The organism is Bordetella parapertussis, assembly GCF_020735925.1.
GTDB classification, from domain to species: Bacteria; Pseudomonadota; Gammaproteobacteria; order Burkholderiales; family Burkholderiaceae_B; genus Bordetella; species Bordetella pertussis.
In genome coordinates, this window is the sequence record NZ_CP085971.1 from 4,322,877 (window position 1) to 4,341,314 (window position 18,438).

Annotated in this window: 11 protein-coding genes and 1 pseudogene; 6 read left to right on the top strand and 6 right to left on the bottom strand. The window is 64.7% G+C overall.

Translation table 11 applies throughout. The features are described from left to right. Positions 1-15: 15 nt before the first annotated feature. Together rpoB and rpoC are read left to right on the top strand one after the other, a co-directional pair. A complete protein-coding gene (gene rpoB / locus LK409_RS20455) occupies positions 16-4,128 on the top strand; it encodes a DNA-directed RNA polymerase subunit beta (protein WP_041937066.1) in 4,113 nt (1,370 codons plus the stop codon). Then, on the top strand, positions 4,128-8,372 hold the full coding sequence (gene rpoC / locus LK409_RS20460) for a DNA-directed RNA polymerase subunit beta' (RefSeq protein WP_003818292.1): 4,245 nt from the start codon (positions 4,128-4,130) through the stop codon (positions 8,370-8,372). The genes rpoB and rpoC overlap by 1 nt, the downstream gene beginning before the upstream one ends. 108 nt (positions 8,373-8,480) lie before the next feature. On the opposite strand, the gene LK409_RS20465 is transcribed toward rpoC, so the two are convergent. After that, positions 8,481-8,885 carry a TssQ family T6SS-associated lipoprotein gene (locus LK409_RS20465; RefSeq protein WP_010927262.1) on the bottom strand — a complete coding sequence of 135 codons (405 nt, stop codon included), beginning with the start codon at positions 8,883-8,885 and terminating at the stop codon, positions 8,481-8,483. 240 nt (positions 8,886-9,125) lie between these two features. Here LK409_RS20465 and LK409_RS20470 point away from each other — a divergent pair, with 240 nt between their 5' ends. Next, positions 9,126-10,352 (top strand): serine/threonine-protein kinase, encoded by a 1,227-nt coding sequence (locus tag LK409_RS20470; protein WP_010927263.1) that lies wholly within the window; start codon positions 9,126-9,128, stop codon positions 10,350-10,352. 15 nt (positions 10,353-10,367) lie between these two features. On the opposite strand, the pseudogene LK409_RS20475 reads toward LK409_RS20470, so the two are convergent. From LK409_RS20475 to LK409_RS20490, 3 genes and pseudogenes are all read right to left on the bottom strand, one after another. Then, a pseudogene (locus tag LK409_RS20475) lies at positions 10,368-12,660 on the bottom strand (CHASE2 domain-containing protein). Position 12,661: 1 nt separating this feature from the next. Next, positions 12,662-13,768 carry a FecR domain-containing protein gene (locus LK409_RS20485; RefSeq protein ID WP_010927264.1) on the bottom strand — a complete coding sequence of 369 codons (1,107 nt, stop codon included), beginning with the start codon at positions 13,766-13,768 and terminating at the stop codon, positions 12,662-12,664. A 17-nt stretch (positions 13,769-13,785) separates the two neighbouring features. Then, on the bottom strand, positions 13,786-14,520 hold the full coding sequence (locus tag LK409_RS20490; protein WP_010927265.1) for a response regulator transcription factor: 735 nt from the start codon (positions 14,518-14,520) through the stop codon (positions 13,786-13,788). Positions 14,521-14,777: 257 nt separating this feature from the next. On the opposite strand from LK409_RS20490, the gene LK409_RS20495 reads away from it, so the two are divergent. Further along, on the top strand, positions 14,778-15,590 hold the full coding sequence (locus LK409_RS20495; protein WP_003806897.1) for a response regulator transcription factor: 813 nt from the start codon (positions 14,778-14,780) through the stop codon (positions 15,588-15,590). 29 nt (positions 15,591-15,619) lie between these two features. Here the strand turns inward: LK409_RS20495 and dmeF are convergent, their stop codons facing one another. Beyond that, positions 15,620-16,555, bottom strand: coding sequence for a CDF family Co(II)/Ni(II) efflux transporter DmeF (gene dmeF, locus LK409_RS20500; protein ID WP_010927266.1), 936 nt, complete (start codon positions 16,553-16,555; stop codon positions 15,620-15,622). Positions 16,556-16,560: 5 nt separating this feature from the next. Next, the gene (locus LK409_RS20505; RefSeq protein WP_003806899.1) at positions 16,561-16,836 is read right to left on the bottom strand and encodes a metal/formaldehyde-sensitive transcriptional repressor; all 276 of its coding nucleotides are present in this window, start codon (positions 16,834-16,836) and stop codon (positions 16,561-16,563) included. A gap of 576 nt (positions 16,837-17,412) precedes the next feature. Here LK409_RS20505 and rpsL point away from each other — a divergent pair. Both rpsL and rpsG read left to right on the top strand, forming a co-directional pair. Continuing rightward, positions 17,413-17,790, top strand: coding sequence for a 30S ribosomal protein S12 (gene rpsL / locus LK409_RS20510; RefSeq protein ID WP_005017264.1), 378 nt, complete (start codon positions 17,413-17,415; stop codon positions 17,788-17,790). A gap of 163 nt (positions 17,791-17,953) precedes the next feature. Beyond that, positions 17,954-18,424 (top strand): 30S ribosomal protein S7, encoded by a 471-nt coding sequence (gene rpsG, locus LK409_RS20515; RefSeq protein ID WP_003806901.1) that lies wholly within the window; start codon positions 17,954-17,956, stop codon positions 18,422-18,424. The last annotated feature ends 14 nt before the right edge of the window (positions 18,425-18,438 follow it).

Consider the following 18,438-nt stretch of genomic DNA (forward strand, 5'->3'; position numbering starts at 1 on the left):
CGAGTCGGAGTGCTCATGCCTTACTCGTACACCGAAAAAAAGCGCATCCGCAAAAGCTTTGCCAAACGTGAGGACGTTCAAAACGTTCCCTTCCTGTTGGCGACACAGCTTCAATCCTACCTAACTTTCCTGCAAGCCGACACCGCGACCTCGGATCGCGTCAATGAAGGTCTGCAGGCGGCGTTCTCGTCGATTTTTCCGATTGTCAGCCATAACGGAATGGCGCGCTTGGAGTTCGTCAGCTATGCGCTGGGCGAGCCGGTGTTTGATGTCAAGGAATGTCAGCAGCGCGGCCTGACCTATGCGTCGCCGCTGCGCGCCAAGGTGCGCCTGGTGCTGCTGGACCGCGAAGTCAGCAAGCCGACCATCAAGGAAGTCAAGGAGCAGGAAGTCTACATGGGCGAAATTCCGCTCATGACCGGCACCGGCTCGTTCGTCATCAACGGCACCGAGCGCGTCATCGTCTCGCAGCTGCATCGTTCGCCGGGCGTGTTCTTCGAGCACGACCGCGGCAAGACGCACAGCTCGGGCAAGCTGCTGTTTTCGGCCCGCGTGATTCCCTACCGCGGCTCGTGGCTGGACTTCGAATTCGATCCCAAGGACGTGCTGTTCTTCCGCGTGGACCGTCGCCGCAAGATGCCGGTGACGATCCTGCTGAAGGCCATCGGCATGACGCCCGAATCGATCCTCGCGCACTTCTTCGATTTCGACAACTTCGAACTCAAGAGCGAAGGCGGCATGATGGAATTCGTCGCCGAACGCTGGAAGGGCGAGATGGCGCGCTTTGACATCGCCGACCGCGACGGCAAGGTGATCGTCGAGAAGGACAAGCGTATCAACGCCAAGCACCTGCGCGACCTGGCTGCCGGCGGCATCCAGCGCGTGTCGGTGCCCGAGGATTTCCTGTACGGCCGCGTGCTGGCCAAGAACATCGTCGATCCCGACACCGGCGAAGTCGTGGCGCATGCCAACGACGAGATCACCGAAAGCGTGCTCAACGCGATGCGCGCCGCCAACGTGCGCGACATCCAGACGCTGTACACCAACGACCTGGATCGCGGTCCCTACATTTCGCAGACGCTGCGCGCCGACGAAACCGCCGACCAGATGGCCGCGCGCGTGGCGATCTACCGCATGATGCGTCCTGGCGAACCGCCCGCCGAAGAAGCGGTGGAAGCGCTGTTCCAGCGTCTGTTCTACAGCGAAGAGACGTACGACCTGTCGCGCGTGGGCCGCATGAAGGTCAACAGCCGCCTGGGTCGCGGCGACGACAGCACCGGTCCGATGACGCTGACCAACGAGGACATCCTCGAAACCATCAAGGTGCTGGTCGAGCTGCGCAACGGCCGTGGCCAGATCGATGACATCGATCACCTGGGCAACCGCCGCGTGCGTTGTGTCGGCGAACTGGCCGAGAACCAGTTCCGCGCTGGCCTGGTGCGTGTCGAGCGCGCCGTCAAGGAGCGTCTGGGCCAGGCCGAGACCGAAAACCTGATGCCGCACGACCTGATCAACTCCAAGCCGATCTCGGCCGCCATCAAGGAGTTCTTCGGTTCGAGCCAGCTGTCGCAGTTCATGGACCAGACCAACCCGCTGTCGGAAATCACGCACAAGCGTCGCGTTTCCGCACTGGGCCCGGGCGGCCTGACGCGCGAACGCGCCGGCTTTGAAGTGCGCGACGTGCACCCGACCCACTACGGCCGCGTCTGCCCGATCGAAACGCCGGAAGGCCCGAACATCGGCCTGATCAACTCGATGGCGCTGTACGCGCGCCTGAACGAGTACGGCTTCCTGGAAACCCCGTATCGCAAGATCATCGACGGCAAGGTCAGCGACCAGATCGACTACCTGTCGGCCATCGAGGAAAGCCACTACGTGATCGCGCAGGCCAACGCCGCGCTCGATGACGAAGGCCGTTTCGTCGACGACCTGGTGGCTTGCCGCGAAGCGGGCGAAACCATGCTGACCGCGCCGGGCAACGTGCACTACATGGACGTGGCGCCGTCGCAGATCGTGTCGGTCGCGGCGTCGCTGATCCCGTTCCTCGAGCACGACGACGCCAACCGTGCACTGATGGGCGCCAACATGCAGCGCCAGGCCGTGCCTTGCCTGCGTCCGGAAAAGCCGCTGGTCGGCACCGGCGTCGAGCGCACCGTTGCGGTCGACTCGGGCACGACCGTGCAGGCGCTGCGTGGCGGCGTGGTTGACCACGTCGACGCCGACCGCGTCGTGATCCGCGTCAACGACGAAGAGAACGTCGCTGGCGAAGTGGGCGTGGACATCTACAACCTGATCAAGTACACGCGTTCCAACCAGAACACGAACATCAACCAGCGTCCCATCGTGGCCCGCGGCGACAAGGTCGCCAAGGGTGACGTGCTGGCCGACGGCGCGTCCACCGACCTCGGTGAACTCGCGCTGGGCCAGAACATGCTGATCGCGTTCATGCCCTGGAACGGCTACAACTTCGAAGACTCGATCCTGATCTCCGAACGCGTCGTGGCCGACGATCGCTACACCTCGATCCACATCGAAGAGCTGACCGTGGTCGCTCGCGATACGAAGCTGGGACCCGAGGAAATCACGCGCGACATCAGCAACCTGGCTGAAACGCAGCTCAACCGCCTGGATGACTCCGGCATCGTCTACATTGGCGCGGAAGTCAGCGCCGACGACGTGCTGGTGGGCAAGGTAACGCCGAAGGGCGAAACCCAGCTCACGCCGGAAGAAAAGCTGCTGCGCGCCATCTTCGGCGAAAAGGCGTCCGACGTTAAGGACACCTCGCTGCGCGTGTCCTCGGGCATGACCGGCACGGTGATCGACGTCCAGGTGTTCACGCGCGAAGGCATCGTGCGCGACAAGCGCGCCCAGTCCATCATCGACGATGAACTGCGCCGTTATCGCCAGGACCTCAACGACCAGCTGCGCATCGTCGAAAACGACCAGTTCGACCGTATCGAGAAGATGCTGGTCGGCAAGGCCGTCAATGGCGGCCCGCGCAAGCTGGCCAAGGGCGCCACCTTGACCAAGGCCTACCTGGCCGACCTGGATCGCTGGCAGTGGTTCGACATCCGCCTGGCCGACGAACAGCACGCTGTCGTGCTGGAGCAGGCCAAGGAATCGCTCGAGCAGAAGCGCCACCAGTTCGACCTGGCCTTCGAAGAGAAGCGCAAGAAGCTGACGCAGGGCGACGAACTGCCGCCGGGCGTGCTGAAGATGATCAAGGTCTACCTGGCCGTCAAGCGCCGCCTGCAGCCGGGCGACAAGATGGCCGGCCGTCACGGCAACAAGGGCGTGGTTTCGCGCATTACGCCAGTCGAGGACATGCCCCACATGGCCGACGGCACTCCCGCCGACATCGTTCTGAACCCGCTGGGCGTGCCCTCGCGGATGAACGTCGGCCAGGTGCTGGAAGTCCATCTGGGCTGGGCCGCCAAGGGCGTGGGCTACCGCATCGCCGACATGCTGCGCGACGAGCGCACGGCGCAGGCCAAGAGCGTACGCGGCTACCTGGAGAAGGTGTACAACACCACGGGCAGCAGCGCGCATATCGACAGCCTGACCGACGAGGAAGTGCTGGAACTGGCCAACAACCTGAAGAAGGGTGTGCCGTTTGCCACGCCGGTGTTCGACGGTGCGACCGAAGAAGAAATCGGCAAGATGCTGGAACTGGCCTATCCCGACGACGTCGCCGCGCGCATGCGCCTGACGGCGTCGCGTTCGCAGGCATGGCTGTATGACGGCCGTACCGGCGAGCAGTTCGAGCGTCCGGTCACGATCGGCTACATGCACTACCTGAAACTGCACCACTTGGTGGACGACAAGATGCACGCGCGTTCCACCGGCCCGTACTCGCTGGTTACCCAGCAGCCGTTGGGCGGCAAGGCGCAGTTCGGCGGCCAGCGTTTCGGGGAAATGGAAGTGTGGGCGCTGGAAGCCTACGGTGCCTCCTACACCCTGCAGGAAATGCTGACGGTGAAGTCCGACGACATCACCGGCCGCACGAAGGTTTACGAAAACATCGTCAAGGGCGACCACGTCATCGATGCCGGCATGCCGGAATCGTTCAACGTGCTGGTCAAGGAAATTCGCTCGCTGGCCCTGGACATGGATTTGGAGCGTAACTGATGAAAGCGCTACTCGACCTCTTCAAGCAAGTCTCGCAAGACGAGCAGTTCGATGCCATCAAGATCGGCATCGCCTCACCCGAGAAGATCCGTTCGTGGTCTTTCGGCGAAGTTCGCAAGCCCGAGACGATCAACTACCGTACGTTCAAGCCCGAGCGTGACGGCCTGTTCTGCGCCAAGATCTTCGGTCCCATCAAGGACTACGAATGCTTGTGTGGCAAGTACAAGCGCCTGAAGCATCGTGGCGTGATCTGCGAAAAGTGCGGCGTGGAAGTCACCGTCGCCAAGGTGCGCCGCGAGCGCATGGGCCATATCGAACTGGCCAGCCCGGTTGCGCACATCTGGTTCCTCAAGAGCCTGCCGTCGCGCCTGGGCATGGTGCTCGACATGACGCTGCGCGACATCGAGCGCGTGCTGTACTTCGAAGCCTGGTGCGTGATCGAGCCCGGCATGACGCCGCTCAAGCGCGGCCAGATTATGTCCGATGACGACTTCCTGGCCAAGACCGAAGAGTACGGCGACGACTTCCGTGCCCTGATGGGCGCCGAGGCCGTGCGCGAACTGCTGCGCACCATCGACATCGATCGCGAAGTCGAGACGCTGCGCGGCGAGCTCAAGGCCACCAGCTCGGAAGCCAAGATCAAGAAGATCTCCAAGCGCCTGAAGGTGCTGGAAGGCTTCCAGAAGTCCGGCATCAAGGCCGAATGGATGGTCATGGAAGTGCTGCCCGTGCTGCCGCCGGACCTGCGTCCGCTGGTGCCGCTGGACGGCGGCCGCTTCGCGACCTCCGACCTGAACGACCTGTACCGCCGCGTCATCAACCGCAACAACCGCCTCAAGCGCCTGCTCGAACTGAAGGCGCCCGAGATCATTCTGCGCAACGAAAAGCGCATGCTGCAGGAAGCCGTCGACTCGCTGCTCGACAACGGCCGCCGCGGCAAGGCCATGACCGGCGCCAACAAGCGCCAGCTCAAGTCGCTGGCCGACATGATCAAGGGCAAGAGCGGTCGTTTCCGCCAGAACCTGCTGGGCAAGCGCGTCGACTACTCGGGCCGTTCGGTCATCGTGGTGGGCCCGCAGCTCAAGCTGCACCAGTGCGGCCTGCCCAAGCTGATGGCGCTCGAGCTGTTCAAGCCGTTCATCTTCAATCGCCTGGAGATGATGGGCCTGGCCACGACCATCAAGGCTGCCAAGAAGCTGGTCGAGAGCCAGGAACCGGTGGTGTGGGACATCCTCGAAGAGGTGATCCGCGAGCACCCGGTCATGCTCAACCGTGCGCCGACGCTGCACCGCCTGGGCATCCAGGCGTTCGAGCCGGTGCTGATCGAAGGCAAGGCCATCCAGCTGCACCCGCTGGTCTGCGCCGCCTTCAACGCCGACTTCGACGGCGACCAGATGGCCGTGCACGTGCCGCTGTCGCTCGAAGCGCAGCTCGAAGCGCGTACGCTGATGCTGGCCTCGAACAACGTATTGTTCCCGGCTAACGGCGAGCCGTCCATCGTGCCGTCGCAGGATATCGTGCTGGGCCTGTACTACACGACCCGCGAACGCATCAACGGCAAGGGCGAAGGCATTTTCTTTGCCGACGTGTCGGAAGTGCAGCGCGCCTATGACAACGGCGAAGTCGAACTGCAGACCCGCATCACCGTACGCCTGACCGAGTACGAGCGCGACGAGCAGGGCGAGTGGCAGCCGGTCAAGCACCGCCATGAAACGACGGTCGGCCGTGCGCTGCTGTCCGAGATCCTGCCCAAGGGCCTGCCCTTCACGGTGCTGAACAAGGCCCTGAAGAAGAAAGAGATCTCGCGCCTGATCAACCAGTCGTTCCGCCGTTGCGGCCTGCGCGACACGGTGATTTTTGCCGACAAGCTGATGCAGTCGGGCTTCCGCCTGGCCACGCGCGGCGGCATCTCGATCGCCATGGAAGACATGCTGATCCCGAAGGCCAAGGAAGGCATCCTGGCCGAGGCCAGCCGCGAGGTCAAGGAAATCGACAAGCAATACTCGTCGGGTCTGGTGACCTCGCAAGAGCGCTACAACAACGTGGTCGATATCTGGGGCAAGGCCGGCGACAAGGTCGGCAAGGCGATGATGGAGCAACTGGCCACCGAGCCGGTCGTCAACCGTCATGGCGAGGAAGTGCGCCAGGAATCGTTCAACTCGATCTACATGATGGCCGACTCGGGCGCCCGTGGTTCGGCCGCCCAGATTCGCCAGCTGGCCGGCATGCGCGGCCTGATGGCCAAGCCGGACGGCTCGATCATCGAGACCCCGATTACCGCCAACTTCCGCGAAGGCCTGAACGTACTGCAGTACTTCATCTCGACGCACGGCGCGCGCAAGGGCTTGGCCGATACCGCGCTGAAGACCGCGAACTCGGGCTACCTGACGCGCCGCCTGGTCGACGTGACCCAGGATCTGGTGATCACCGAAGACGATTGCGGCACCAGCCATGGCTACGCGATGAAGGCCCTGGTCGAGGGCGGTGAAGTCATCGAACCGCTGCGCGACCGTATTCTCGGCCGCGTGGCCGCGATCGACGTCGTCAACCCCGACACGCAGGAAACGGCCATCGCGGCTGGCACCCTGCTCGACGAAGACCTGGTCGACCTGATCGACCGCCTGGGCGTGGACGAAGTCAAGGTCCGCACGCCGCTGACGTGCGAAACGCGTCACGGCCTGTGCGCGCATTGCTATGGCCGCGATCTGGGCCGCGGTTCGCACGTCAACGTGGGCGAGGCCGTCGGCGTCATCGCCGCGCAATCGATCGGCGAACCGGGCACGCAGCTCACCATGCGGACGTTCCACATCGGTGGCGCCGCCTCGCGTTCGGCCCTGGCCAGCGCCGTGGAAACCAAGTCCAACGGCACGGTCGGCTTCGCCAGCACGATGCGCTATGTCACCAACGCCAAGGGCGAGCGTGTGGCGATTTCGCGTTCCGGCGAACTGGCCATCTTCGACGACAACGGCCGCGAGCGCGAGCGCCACAAGATCCCTTATGGCGCCACCGTCCTGGTTGGCGACGGCGAAGCGGTCAAGGCCGGCACCCGTCTGGCCAGCTGGGATCCGCTGACCCGTCCGATCGTGTCCGAGTACAGCGGCGCGGTGCGCTTCGAGAACATCGAAGAAGGCGTTACCGTTGCCAAGCAGGTCGACGAAGTCACCGGCCTGTCGACGCTGGTCGTGATCACGCCCAAGACGCGCGGCGGCAAGATCGTCATGCGTCCGCAGATCAAGCTGGTCAACGAGAACGGTGAAGACGTCAAGATCGCCGGCACCGATCACTCGGTGAACATCTCGTTCCCGGTGGGTGCGCTGATCACCGTGCGCGACGGCCAGCAGGTTGCCGTGGGCGAGGTCCTGGCGCGTATTCCGCAGGAATCGCAGAAGACCCGCGACATCACCGGCGGTCTGCCGCGCGTGGCCGAGCTGTTCGAAGCCCGTTCGCCCAAGGATGCCGGCATGCTGGCCGAAGTCACGGGTACGGTATCGTTCGGCAAGGACACCAAGGGCAAGCAGCGCCTGGTCATCACCGACCTGGAAGGCGTCAGCCACGAGTTCCTGATCCTGAAGGAAAAGCAGGTTCTGGTGCACGACGGCCAGGTGGTGAACAAGGGCGAAATGATCGTCGACGGCCCGGCCGATCCGCACGACATCCTGCGCCTGCAGGGCATCGAGAAGCTGGCGACCTACATCGTCGACGAAGTGCAGGACGTCTACCGTCTGCAGGGCGTGAAGATCAACGACAAGCACATTGAAGTGATCGTCCGCCAGATGCTGCGCCGCGTGAACATCGTCGATCCGGGTGACACCGAGTTCATCCCGGGCGAGCAGGTCGAGCGTTCGGAACTGCTCAACGAGAACGATCGCGTGGTCGCCGAGGACAAGCGTCCGGCTTCGTACGACAACGTGCTGCTGGGTATTACCAAGGCCTCGCTGTCGACCGATTCGTTCATCTCGGCGGCGTCGTTCCAGGAAACGACCCGCGTGCTGACCGAAGCGGCGATCATGGGCAAGCGCGACGACCTGCGCGGGCTGAAGGAAAACGTGATCGTCGGCCGTCTCATCCCGGCTGGTACTGGCCTGGCGTATCACATTGCCCGCAAGGACAAGGAAGCGCTGGAAGCCGCCGAGCGCGAAGCCGCCCGGCAGCTGGCCAACCCGTTCGAGGATGCGCCGGTTACGGTCGGCGGCGAACCGGAGGCTCCGGCCGCCGATACGCCGTCGGACGACTCGGCCGAGTGATGCCGTACTGACTGGAAGGCGCGCCCCGCGAGGGGCGTGGCCCGACAGCCAAAAAAAGGCCGCTGATGCATATCAGCGGCCTTTTGCTTGACGCTGCTGCGATTGCGGTCAGGTGCCGGCTTTCGATTGCGCGGCCCGAAAGACCGGGCCCCAGGCGGGATGTCCGGCTTCGTTGGGCGCCAGCGTGAAACTGGAGTCCAGGTGCAGTATGCGCACGAATGCGTCTTCGCACAGCTGGGTGTAATTGCTCACGCAGTAGCTGAATGCCTGCAGCTTGAACGCTTCGATACGCACTGCTTTCGGCGCGGCCGCCAGTTCATCGGAGCGCGCGACGCGGCGGATGACCTCGCCATAATGGCCTGCGCCATATTCCGTACGCACTTCGGCCAGGGCCTGCAGCGCGGCGGGGGTGGTGGGGGCCTCGGCAGCGGGCTGGGACAGGTTGGCGCAGCCGCTTAGCGCGAGCACGGCCAGGGAAAGACTGGACAGGAAAGGGCGGAGGATTATGGGCATGATGGACGAGGGCAGGAAACGGGGTTCGAAGTTGGTATATCCTTGCGCCGCGGGCATATTCGTAAAATCCGGCCAAGTAGCCTGGATAATATCCATAAGGCGGCCCGCAAGGATGGGTGTGCCCTACGAAGTGCGTCGAGACGACAACATGTTTGTCGAAACGTAAGGATAGCCGCGCTTTCAGCATCACAAGCACAATATCCGGTTATCGCTGCCGTTTTTTGCTTTTGTTATAGAACTATGCCTCTTTCCGCCGCTTCCCAGCATCCCCGCAGTCCTTTTGCAGGCGCCGCGCCTCTCGCGCATCGCCCGTTGAGCGCTATTGCGGCCACCGCTGCCGGAGGCGTGCCGCAAGCCCGCATCAAGCGCCTGCTGGGCGAGCTGGTGCCGCAGCTGGCCAGCGTGCATGAGCAGGGACATATCTGCGGCGACATCACCGTCGATTCGGTGGGGCTGGATGAAAGCGGGCGCGCGCATCTGCTGGCGCTCAATGGGGCGGCCCAGGGCGAAGCCGCGCTGCCCGCGCCGGGATACGCGCCATTTGAGCTTTATGTGGAGGATCCTGCCTGGCCGCGCGGTCCTTGGACCGACATCTACGCATTGAGCGCCGTGGCGCATTCGCTCATTACCGGCCGCCGCCCGCCTGCGGCGCCGGAGCGCTCGGTCAACGACGGCTATCAGCCGCTCGCGCAGCGCGATCTGCCCAAGTATGACAACGATTTCCTGCGCGCCATCGATGCCGGCCTGGCCGTGCGGCCGCAGGCGCGGCCGCACACGCTCGAGGCCTTTGTCGACTCGCTCAAGTTCCCCGAGCCGGAGCCGCCCGCCGAGGCCATGGCGCCCCTGCCCAGCGAACCGCCGCCACGCGACGAGGTGCGCGACGAAGAGCCGGTACGGCAGCGTCCGGCGGTGCGCAGCATTCTGTTCGCGATCTTGCTGGCGTTGGCGGCGCTGGGCGTGGCTGTCTATTGGTGGCAGCGCCTGACCGGCACGCCCAGCGGCGTGATCACGAGTTCCGAACGCGTGACGACGCCCGGCGCCACTGCCACGCCATCAGACTCCCGCGAGGCTGAGCGGCCGGCCGCCGGCGCCGCGCCGCCGCAGGGCGGCGACGCCGGCAGCGCCGATACATCTGCGCCGCCGGCGCAGGCGCAGGCTGGTCCGGACGCCGCTCCCGCGCCCGATGTTGCGCCGGAGGGCGCTGCAACAGACGCGCAGGCCGAGTCCGAGGCCGCCGCGACGCCGGCACCGGCCGCTGCCCGCGTGACGGTACGCATCAACGTGCAGCCGTGGGGCGAGATCTGGATCAATGGCGTGCGGCGTGGTGTCAGCCCGCCCATGAAGGAATTGCGCCTGGCGCCGGGACGCTACTCGGTCGTCGTGCGCAATGCCGACCTGCCGCCGTATCGGGCCACGCTCGAGGTCAAGGCGGGCCAGCCGGCTCGCATCACGCACGTGTTCCAGTGAGCGTCCGGATGGCTCTCAGCCAGGGGGTGGGCTGGCCGGCAGGCGCAGCACGAAGGTAGAGCCGGCGGGCCCTGTGCCCGATGGCGGGCTGATGACCTCGGCCCGGCCGCCCAGCCGTTCGGCGACGGTGCGCACGAATGCAAGCCCCAGGCCAGCGCCGCCCACTTCGTTCGAGCCGGCGGTGTTGACGCGCGTAAAGGGCTGGAAAATCTGCAGCTGGTCCTGGGGAGCGATGCCAGGTCCGTCGTCCTGGATCGATGCGACCCAGTCATCGGCGTCACGCACGACCGTGCAGCGGATACGGCCATCGGACGGACTGAATTTGATGGCGTTGTCCAGCAGGTTGCTCAGGGCCCGCTGCAGCAAGGTGTCGTCGCCGCGCACCAGGGCGATGGGCAGGGGTTCGGCGATCTCGATGCGGATGCCGCGCGCGCGCGCCGGCGCCCAGAAATCGTCGGTCGCCTCGCGCAGCAACTCGCTCAGATCCAGCTCCGTCGGTGCGATCTTCATCGATTCCGCGCGTGTCAGGTGGACGAAATCGTCGACCAGCCGCAATGTGTGGTTGGCCAGCATGGCGATGCGGGCGAGCGCGTCGCTCTGCTGCACGCCATTGAGCGAGTCCTGGTTCATGGCCACCAGGGCAAGTATCGAATTCTGCGGCGCGCGCATGTCGTGCGAAATGAAGTGCAGCGTCTCTTCACGCTTGCGCTCGGCCTGTCGTATGACGGTGATATCCGTCAGGGTGGCCACGGTGCCGGCGAAAGCGCCTTCGTCGGTGCGAATGGGCGCGCACTTCAGGATCAGGTCGCGTCCGGCCTGGTCACGGACCTCCATGTCCACGTTCCATGGCGAATCCTGCGCATCGGGCGGCGTATGCCGCAGGGCCTCGGTCAAGGTCTGGCGGTTGCGTTCGTCGGTGATGGCGCGCTGGAACAGATCGGCGGCCAGCTGGCCATGGCGCGGCGCGCGCAACCCCAGGCTGCGAAAATACTGGATCGCCGCGCGGTTGCGAAACTGCAGCCGGCCGCGCGGGTCGAACACCAGCGTCGCGTCGGGCATGCCGTCCAGGCCATCGGTCAGGAAGCGCCGCAGGTTGCGCACGCGCGCCAGCGCTTCGCGCAATTTGCCCAGGCGGTCTTCCAGCGAACGGTTGACCAGCAGCGTGTGGGTACGGCCTTCGTTGAGCACCGGCGGATACTCGCGCTGCAGCCGCTTGAGTTCATTGTCCATGTAGCGCAGCACGGCTTCCTGGCTGCGCCAGCTCCAGATCGGATAGCACAGCGCCAGCACCAGCATCGTGGCCGTCGGCGGAAACCACACCTGGCCAAAGCGCAGGGCCAGATAGGTGGCCGGCAATACGGCCAGCAATATGGCGCCGTTGAGCACCAGCGCCGCCTTGGGCGAGAGCACCCGCAGGCCCAGGCACAGCAGCAGGACGGGCAGCGCAGCGGCCAAGGCGTTATGCCAGGGGCTGGCGACGGTATAGGAAATATTCTGGCGCGCCGCCTGCAGCATGTTGCCGATGATCTCCACGCCCGCCATGCCATTGGCCTGGTGCGAGACGGGCGTGGGGAACGCATCGGTCAGGCCCGTTGCCCTGCAGCACGCTGATATACGACACCGTGCGCAAATGGCCGGGGGGGCCGGCGTATGGGATGCGGGTCTGGCCGGCCGCCAGTTGCGCGGTGGCAAACTGCAGGGCCTGTTGCGCCTCGCCGCCCACGCTCATCAGCGACAGCGAGAAATGCGGCCATAGCGCGGTGCCGACCTGGGCTGTCCAGATCGAGCGCCGCAGCACGCCGTCGGTATTGAGCTCGACATTGATGAAGCCCAGTGCGGCGGCGGCCTGCGCCAGCGACTCGAGCGGCGGCTCGTGGCCCGTCGCGCGCGGCAGGCGGTTGAGCACCACCGGCAGCACCACCTTGCCGTTGCGGCGGATGGCCTCGGCCAGTTGGGCGTCGACCGCGGGTTCGGCGCGGTCGGGTTCGGCAAAGATGATATCCAGGCCCACCGCGCGGGCCTCGCCCAGCTTGTCCAGCAGGGCCGCGTGCACCGTCCTGCTCCAGGGCCAGCGCCCCAGCGTGGCGATACTGTCGTCGTCGATCATGACGATCAGGATTTCCGGGCTGGCTGGCCGGCCGGACAGCGATACGGCTCGGTCGTACAGCGTCAGGTCGATGCGGCCCATGCCGCCCAGGGCGCCCAGCAGTCCCGCAACCGTCACCAGCACCATCGTCAGCATGATGCCGGTGCGCGCCGCCAGCCAGCGCCGGGCGGGGGAGTCGGGCAGGGGGCGGCGGCGGCGCACCTTAGAATTCGCTGAGCAGCACCAGATCGCCGGTGCCGGTGGCTACGGACAGGCCATAGGGCGTGGACAGCACGTTGGCGCCTTCGAAAGGCTGCACGGCTTCGCGCCCGTTCAAACCGGAGGCATCCACGGCGCGAACCGCCACGTAGTAGGTTCCGGCGCCGGGCGCGCGGAACCGTACATCGTTGGTATCGAACCGGCCGGACGTCACCACGTGCATGCCCTCCGCGTCGCGCGAAACCCTCACTATATAGGCGGAAGCGCCGGATACGGGCGCAAACGGCACCGTCCAGCCGCCCGAGGCGGCGCGCGCCGGGGCTTGCAGTTGGGGGGCGGGCAGCAGGGCCTGCACGCCCGAGAACGCGCCGTCGCTGCCGACATTGGCGCCGTAGCCCGAGGACACCGCTACCGGCGTGGCCGGCGCGGCGTCAGGGGCGTGCGGCTGCAGGCGTACGCTGCCTTCCAGGACTTCGCTGCTGGCACCCTGCGGGCTGCTCTTGACGCGAAAGCGGGTGCCGCGCACGCCGGTGACCGCCACCGGCGTACGGATCTCGAAGCGGCCAACGCCCTGGCCGCCCGGGGCCACGCGCGATTCGAGCTCGCCTTGCTGTACCTGGAAGATCGAATCGGTAAGCGGCACGCGCTGGAATTGGCGCAGGCGGTTGGCGGCCACCGTGCCGTTCTCGGGAATCGTCACCTGGCTGCCGTCGGACAGTTTCAGGGTAACGAAGCTGCCGGACGCGGTCCTGATGGTGCTGCCCTCGACGATCTGCATGCCGACCCGCAGGGCCTGGCCGTCGGCGGTGGCGCTGCCGCTGACGTGGACCACCTCGGCGCCTGCCGCCTGCACCGGGATCATGGCCAGCGGAATGCGCAGCTCGAGGGCGATCGGCAGGCGCTGGGGGTCGTCCACCCGGTTCAGCGTCTGCAGGACCGACCAGTTGGATTCATTGCCGGTGTAAGTGCTTGCTAACGCTATAAGCGTGTCGCCAGAACGCACTCGGTAAAGAAAATTCTCTCCCAGGCTACCCGCGGGCTGGGCTTGTACCGCGGCGCTGGCCACAAGGGCGCACACCAGCATGAACGCTAGCGCGAACGGCCGAATCATGAACTTCTCTCCTTGGATTAGTCGTCTTTGGCGTCGTCGGCCTGCGGCTGCGGGTCGCTGACCAATTCCAGCCGATAGCCCAGGGCATAGGACGAAGACAAGCGCACCCCATTCTGGGGGCGCAACTGCAACTTCTGGCGAATATTCGACAAATGCGTATCAAGGGTGCGCGAGGTCGCCGGGATCTCCCGGTTCCACACGCTTTCCGCAAGCACATCGCGCGAGAGCAGGCGCCCGATGTTGCGAAAAAACAACTGCGCGAGTTCGAATTCCTTGGGCGGCAACGGTACGACCTGCCCGTCGAGGGCGATGGAGCGCTCGTTGGGATCGATGCGATAGCCGGCGACCGAGAACGGCAGATAGTCGGGCAGGGCGTCCTGGCTGCGGCGCAACAGGGCCGCCACGCGCGCCAGCAATTCGGCGGGTCGCATGGGCTTTACGATGTAGTCGTCGGCGCCTGCCTGCAGGCCTTGCACCAGGTCGCTTTCCTGGTCCCGGCTGGTCAGGAAAATGATAGGCACGGCAAAACCGTAGCTCGTGCGCAGCCGGCGCACGACTTCGTCGCCATTCATGTCGGGCAACTGCCAGTCGAGCAGGATGAGGTCGAACGCCTGGACGCGCAGCGCCGCCAGCAGGTCGAGGCTGCGCGGATAGCTGGTACATGTGTATCCGGCCGCGGAGAGCACCTGCTGGATATGCTGCGCCTGGTCCAGATCGTCTTCGAGCGACGCAATTTTCATTCGTTGTGACACGGAGCGATGCTCGCACGGCAGTCTGCGAGCAGGTTACGGACAAGGTCGGGATCCGGTGCGGCGAACCGCGCGTTCGCCAATTCGTCGCGAGCGCATCTGGCGTCCCAGAAACTTACTGTTCGCACATTGGCGTAGGCGTCATCCAAAAGTGTATGGAACCCTAACCAAACGCATGATAACCCGGGGCTCTTGTTACATCGTCCCCAATGAGCATAAGTGTCAAACATTGCAAAGTTGACAAATGTTGACTGGCTCTGTTGCGCAACACCGCGCCACACTGTCTCAAATGCGTACAGGCGCGCGCTTTCCCTTTTGAGCGCCTGAAAGCCGGCCGCGAACCCGCGGACTGGCAGGGATTCGTTATGAAGCAATTGAGCACGTTGATCATGACGCCCGACGACGCCGATCGCGACCGCATCATTGCCGCAATGCTGCTGGCCGGGATCTCGGCCAAGGGCTGTTCCACGCCCCTGGAGCTGTTTGGGCTGTTGAGTGAGGATACCTACGACGCGGTCGTGATGGACCTTTCCGAGCTGGGCGAGCTGGGCTACGCCCTGGTGGCGCGCCTGCGTGGCTCGCCGGAGCTGGGCATCATCGTCATTGGCGGCAATCTGACCCTGGACGCCCGTCTGCGCTGCCTGCAAAGCGGTGCGGATGCCTGCGTGCCCCTGCCGGCCGACGAGCGCGAGCTGGCATGCGTGCTGCTTGCCCTGGCGCGGCGCCTGCCCGCTTGGCAGGAAGACGAAGAGGCCGTCGCGCAACGCGGTACCGACGAGGGCTGGGAGCTGCGCGACCAGGACTGGACGCTCGTGGCCCCCGGCGGGGAAGAGCTGTCGCTGTCGGCCAACGAGCGGCAGATCGTCCGCCTGCTGCTGGGCGCGGCCGGCCGCGCCATCGGCCGCGCCGAACTGGCCAGCGAGCTGGCTGTCGACGGTCCGGCGGTGCGTTCCACCGGCGAGCGCAGCATCGACGTCATCGTCAGCCGGCTGCGCCGCAAGGCCGAGCTGGCGGGCCTGGTGCTTCCCATCCGAACGGTCTACGGCAGCGGCTACCTGTTCGCCAACTCCTAGCGCTGAAGGGCCTCGTGCCAGGCCGGCCGCTATGCCGGCACCAGCTCCACCGTCAGGTGCCTGACTTCGTGGATCGACGACACGCGTTCCCGTATCTGGCTGGCCGTGACTCCCCGGGCAGCCACGACGCTCACGATTGCGGCATGGGCTTGCGGGCCGATCTGCCAGATATGAAGGTCGGCGATCGTGGCGTCGCCCGCGGTTTCGATCGCGCCACGGACCTCCGCTTCCAGGTGCCGGTCCGCCTTGTCCAGCAGGATGGCGCCCGTGTCGCGCATCAAGGTCCAGGCCCAGCGCGCAATAACGACGGCTCCGACCATTCCGATCACGGGGTCGAGCCAGATCCAGCCGAGATAGCGGCCTGCCAGCAGCGCGACGATGGCCAGGACGGAAGTCAGCGCATCCGCGAGAACATGGACATACGCGGACCTCAGGTTGTTGTCATGCCCATGCGGGTGGCGGGCATGCCCGGGATGATGGTGCTCGGCGTGGACATGGCCGGCATGACCGCCGCCCAGAAGCAGCGCGCTCACGAGATTGACGCCCAGGCCGACCACGGCGATGAGCGTGGCTTCGCCGAACGCCACGTCGGTCGGCTGCACCAGCCTGATGGCCGATTCGACCCCGATGGCCAGCGACACCATGGCCAGCATGAGCGCGGATGCAAAACCGGCAAGTTCTCCCACTTTGCCGGTGCCGAAGCTGAAAGCCCGGTTGTCGGCGTTGCGCTTCGCGTAGGCATAGGCAATGGCGGCAATTCCCAGGGCGCCCGCGTGCGTTGCCATGTGAAAGCCGTCCGCCAACAATGCCATCGAGCCCGTGAGGTAGCCGGCGACGATTTCGCCGACCATCATGGCCAGCGTCAACAGGACGACCCAGCGTGTCCTCTTGGCATTTTCGTCGTGCGCGGGGCCCAGGAACGAATGGCCGTGCCGGCCGGGCGGGGAAGGGGGCAGGCTGTCCATGATCTTTACTTCGAATAGCGGCGGATGGCGCTGACCAGCGCCTCCAGGCCTTTGCTGCGTGCATCCGGCGTCAGGTCAGGGTGCGCCACGTGTTCACGGGCATGGGCCTCGAGGATTTCGTCGAGCAGGCCGTTGAGCGCGCCGCGGGTGGCGGCCACCAGGTGCAGGATGCTTTCGCAATCGGCCTCGGTTTCCAGCGAGCGCTGGATGGCCTGCACCTGGCCAGCGATCCGCTGGGTACGTTTGAGAAGTTCGTCTTTGTGGTCTGACAGGTGTGACATAGCATACCCCCCTAGGGTATAGAAAATCATAACATCCTGAAGCCCGGCGCAGCGTCCGACCGGCAGCAGGGGTTTCCCACGATGCCGCGCGTCGCGCCTGGGCCACATACGTTGCCGCCACCTTGCGGCAATGCAAAATTCGACTGCTTGCCTTTGACAGGCATGGATAACTAAGTTAAGCTGAAGGGCTTACTGCTTTATCTGCGTGCAATTTCGGCATGGCAGGTTCAAGCCGGTAATGCCCATACACCGATTGGTCTGAAGCCAGCCAACCCATGAGGGTCGGCAAAGGCTTGCGCCAGCTCCCGGAAGCATGTTGCAGGTATTTCGGGCCGGGGTGCGTCACGAGCCCTCTATCCTGGATGCATCGATCGTTGTAAGGCACCGCCGGCCTGGCCACGCAGTGTTGTACGCATTATTTGTCTGCAAGACCCGCTCTTTTACGTAAACGAACGTTTGAGGCGGTTTTGCGTGAACTGCCTCCCCCTCGCTTGGGGCCAGACTGGCCGCCGAATGCTGGGAGGGTGCGAGTACGTAAGTACTTACCAGTGGTACGTAAAAGGGATTTCAAAGGTCATGCCTACCATTAGCCAGCTCGTGCGCAAGCCGCGCGAAGTCAGCATCATCAAGAGCAAGAGCCCCGCGCTCGAGAACTGCCCGCAGCGTCGCGGCGTTTGCACTCGCGTCTACACCACCACCCCCAAGAAGCCGAACTCCGCGCTGCGTAAGGTTGCCAAGGTGCGTCTGACCAACGGTTACGAAGTCATTTCGTACATCGGCGGTGAAGGCCACAACCTGCAGGAGCACTCGGTGGTTCTGGTGCGTGGCGGTCGTGTCAAGGACTTGCCCGGTGTGCGTTATCACATCGTGCGCGGCTCCCTCGACCTGCAAGGCGTCAAGGATCGCAAACAGGCTCGTTCGAAGTACGGCGCCAAGCGTCCGAAGAAGGCCTAAGCTCTATATGCAGTACCCCAGGTTGCGGATGTCCGCGGCCCGGAAAGTGCAGCTGCGTCCTTCACATTGCGAAGCCAGCGCAGCATGTAAGGGGTCGTCCTTCTAGGCGGCCATGGCCGTGTCACGAGACGCGGTTCAACTGAACAGACACAAGGAAGCAAAAATGCCCCGTCGTCGCGAAGTACCCAAGCGCGAGATTCTGCCCGATCCCAAGTTCGGCAGCGTCGAACTCGCCAAATTCATGAACGTTGTGATGCTGGACGGCAAGAAGGCAGTCGCCGAGCGCATCATCTACGGTGCCCTCGAGCAAGTTCAGGTCAAGACCGGCAAGGATGCCATCGAAGTCTTCAACCTGGCCATCAACAACATCAAGCCGATCGTCGAAGTGAAGAGCCGCCGCGTGGGCGGTGCCAACTATCAGGTGCCGGTTGAAGTGCGCCCCGTGCGCCGCCTGGCCCTGGCTATGCGTTGGCTCCGTGAAGCCGCCAAGAAGCGTGGCGAGAAATCGATGGATCTGCGTTTGGCTGGAGAACTCATCGACGCCTCCGAAGGTCGTGGCGCCGCGATGAAGAAACGCGAAGACACGCACAAGATGGCCGAGGCCAACAAGGCCTTCAGCCATTTCCGCTGGTAAATTAAGGACTACCT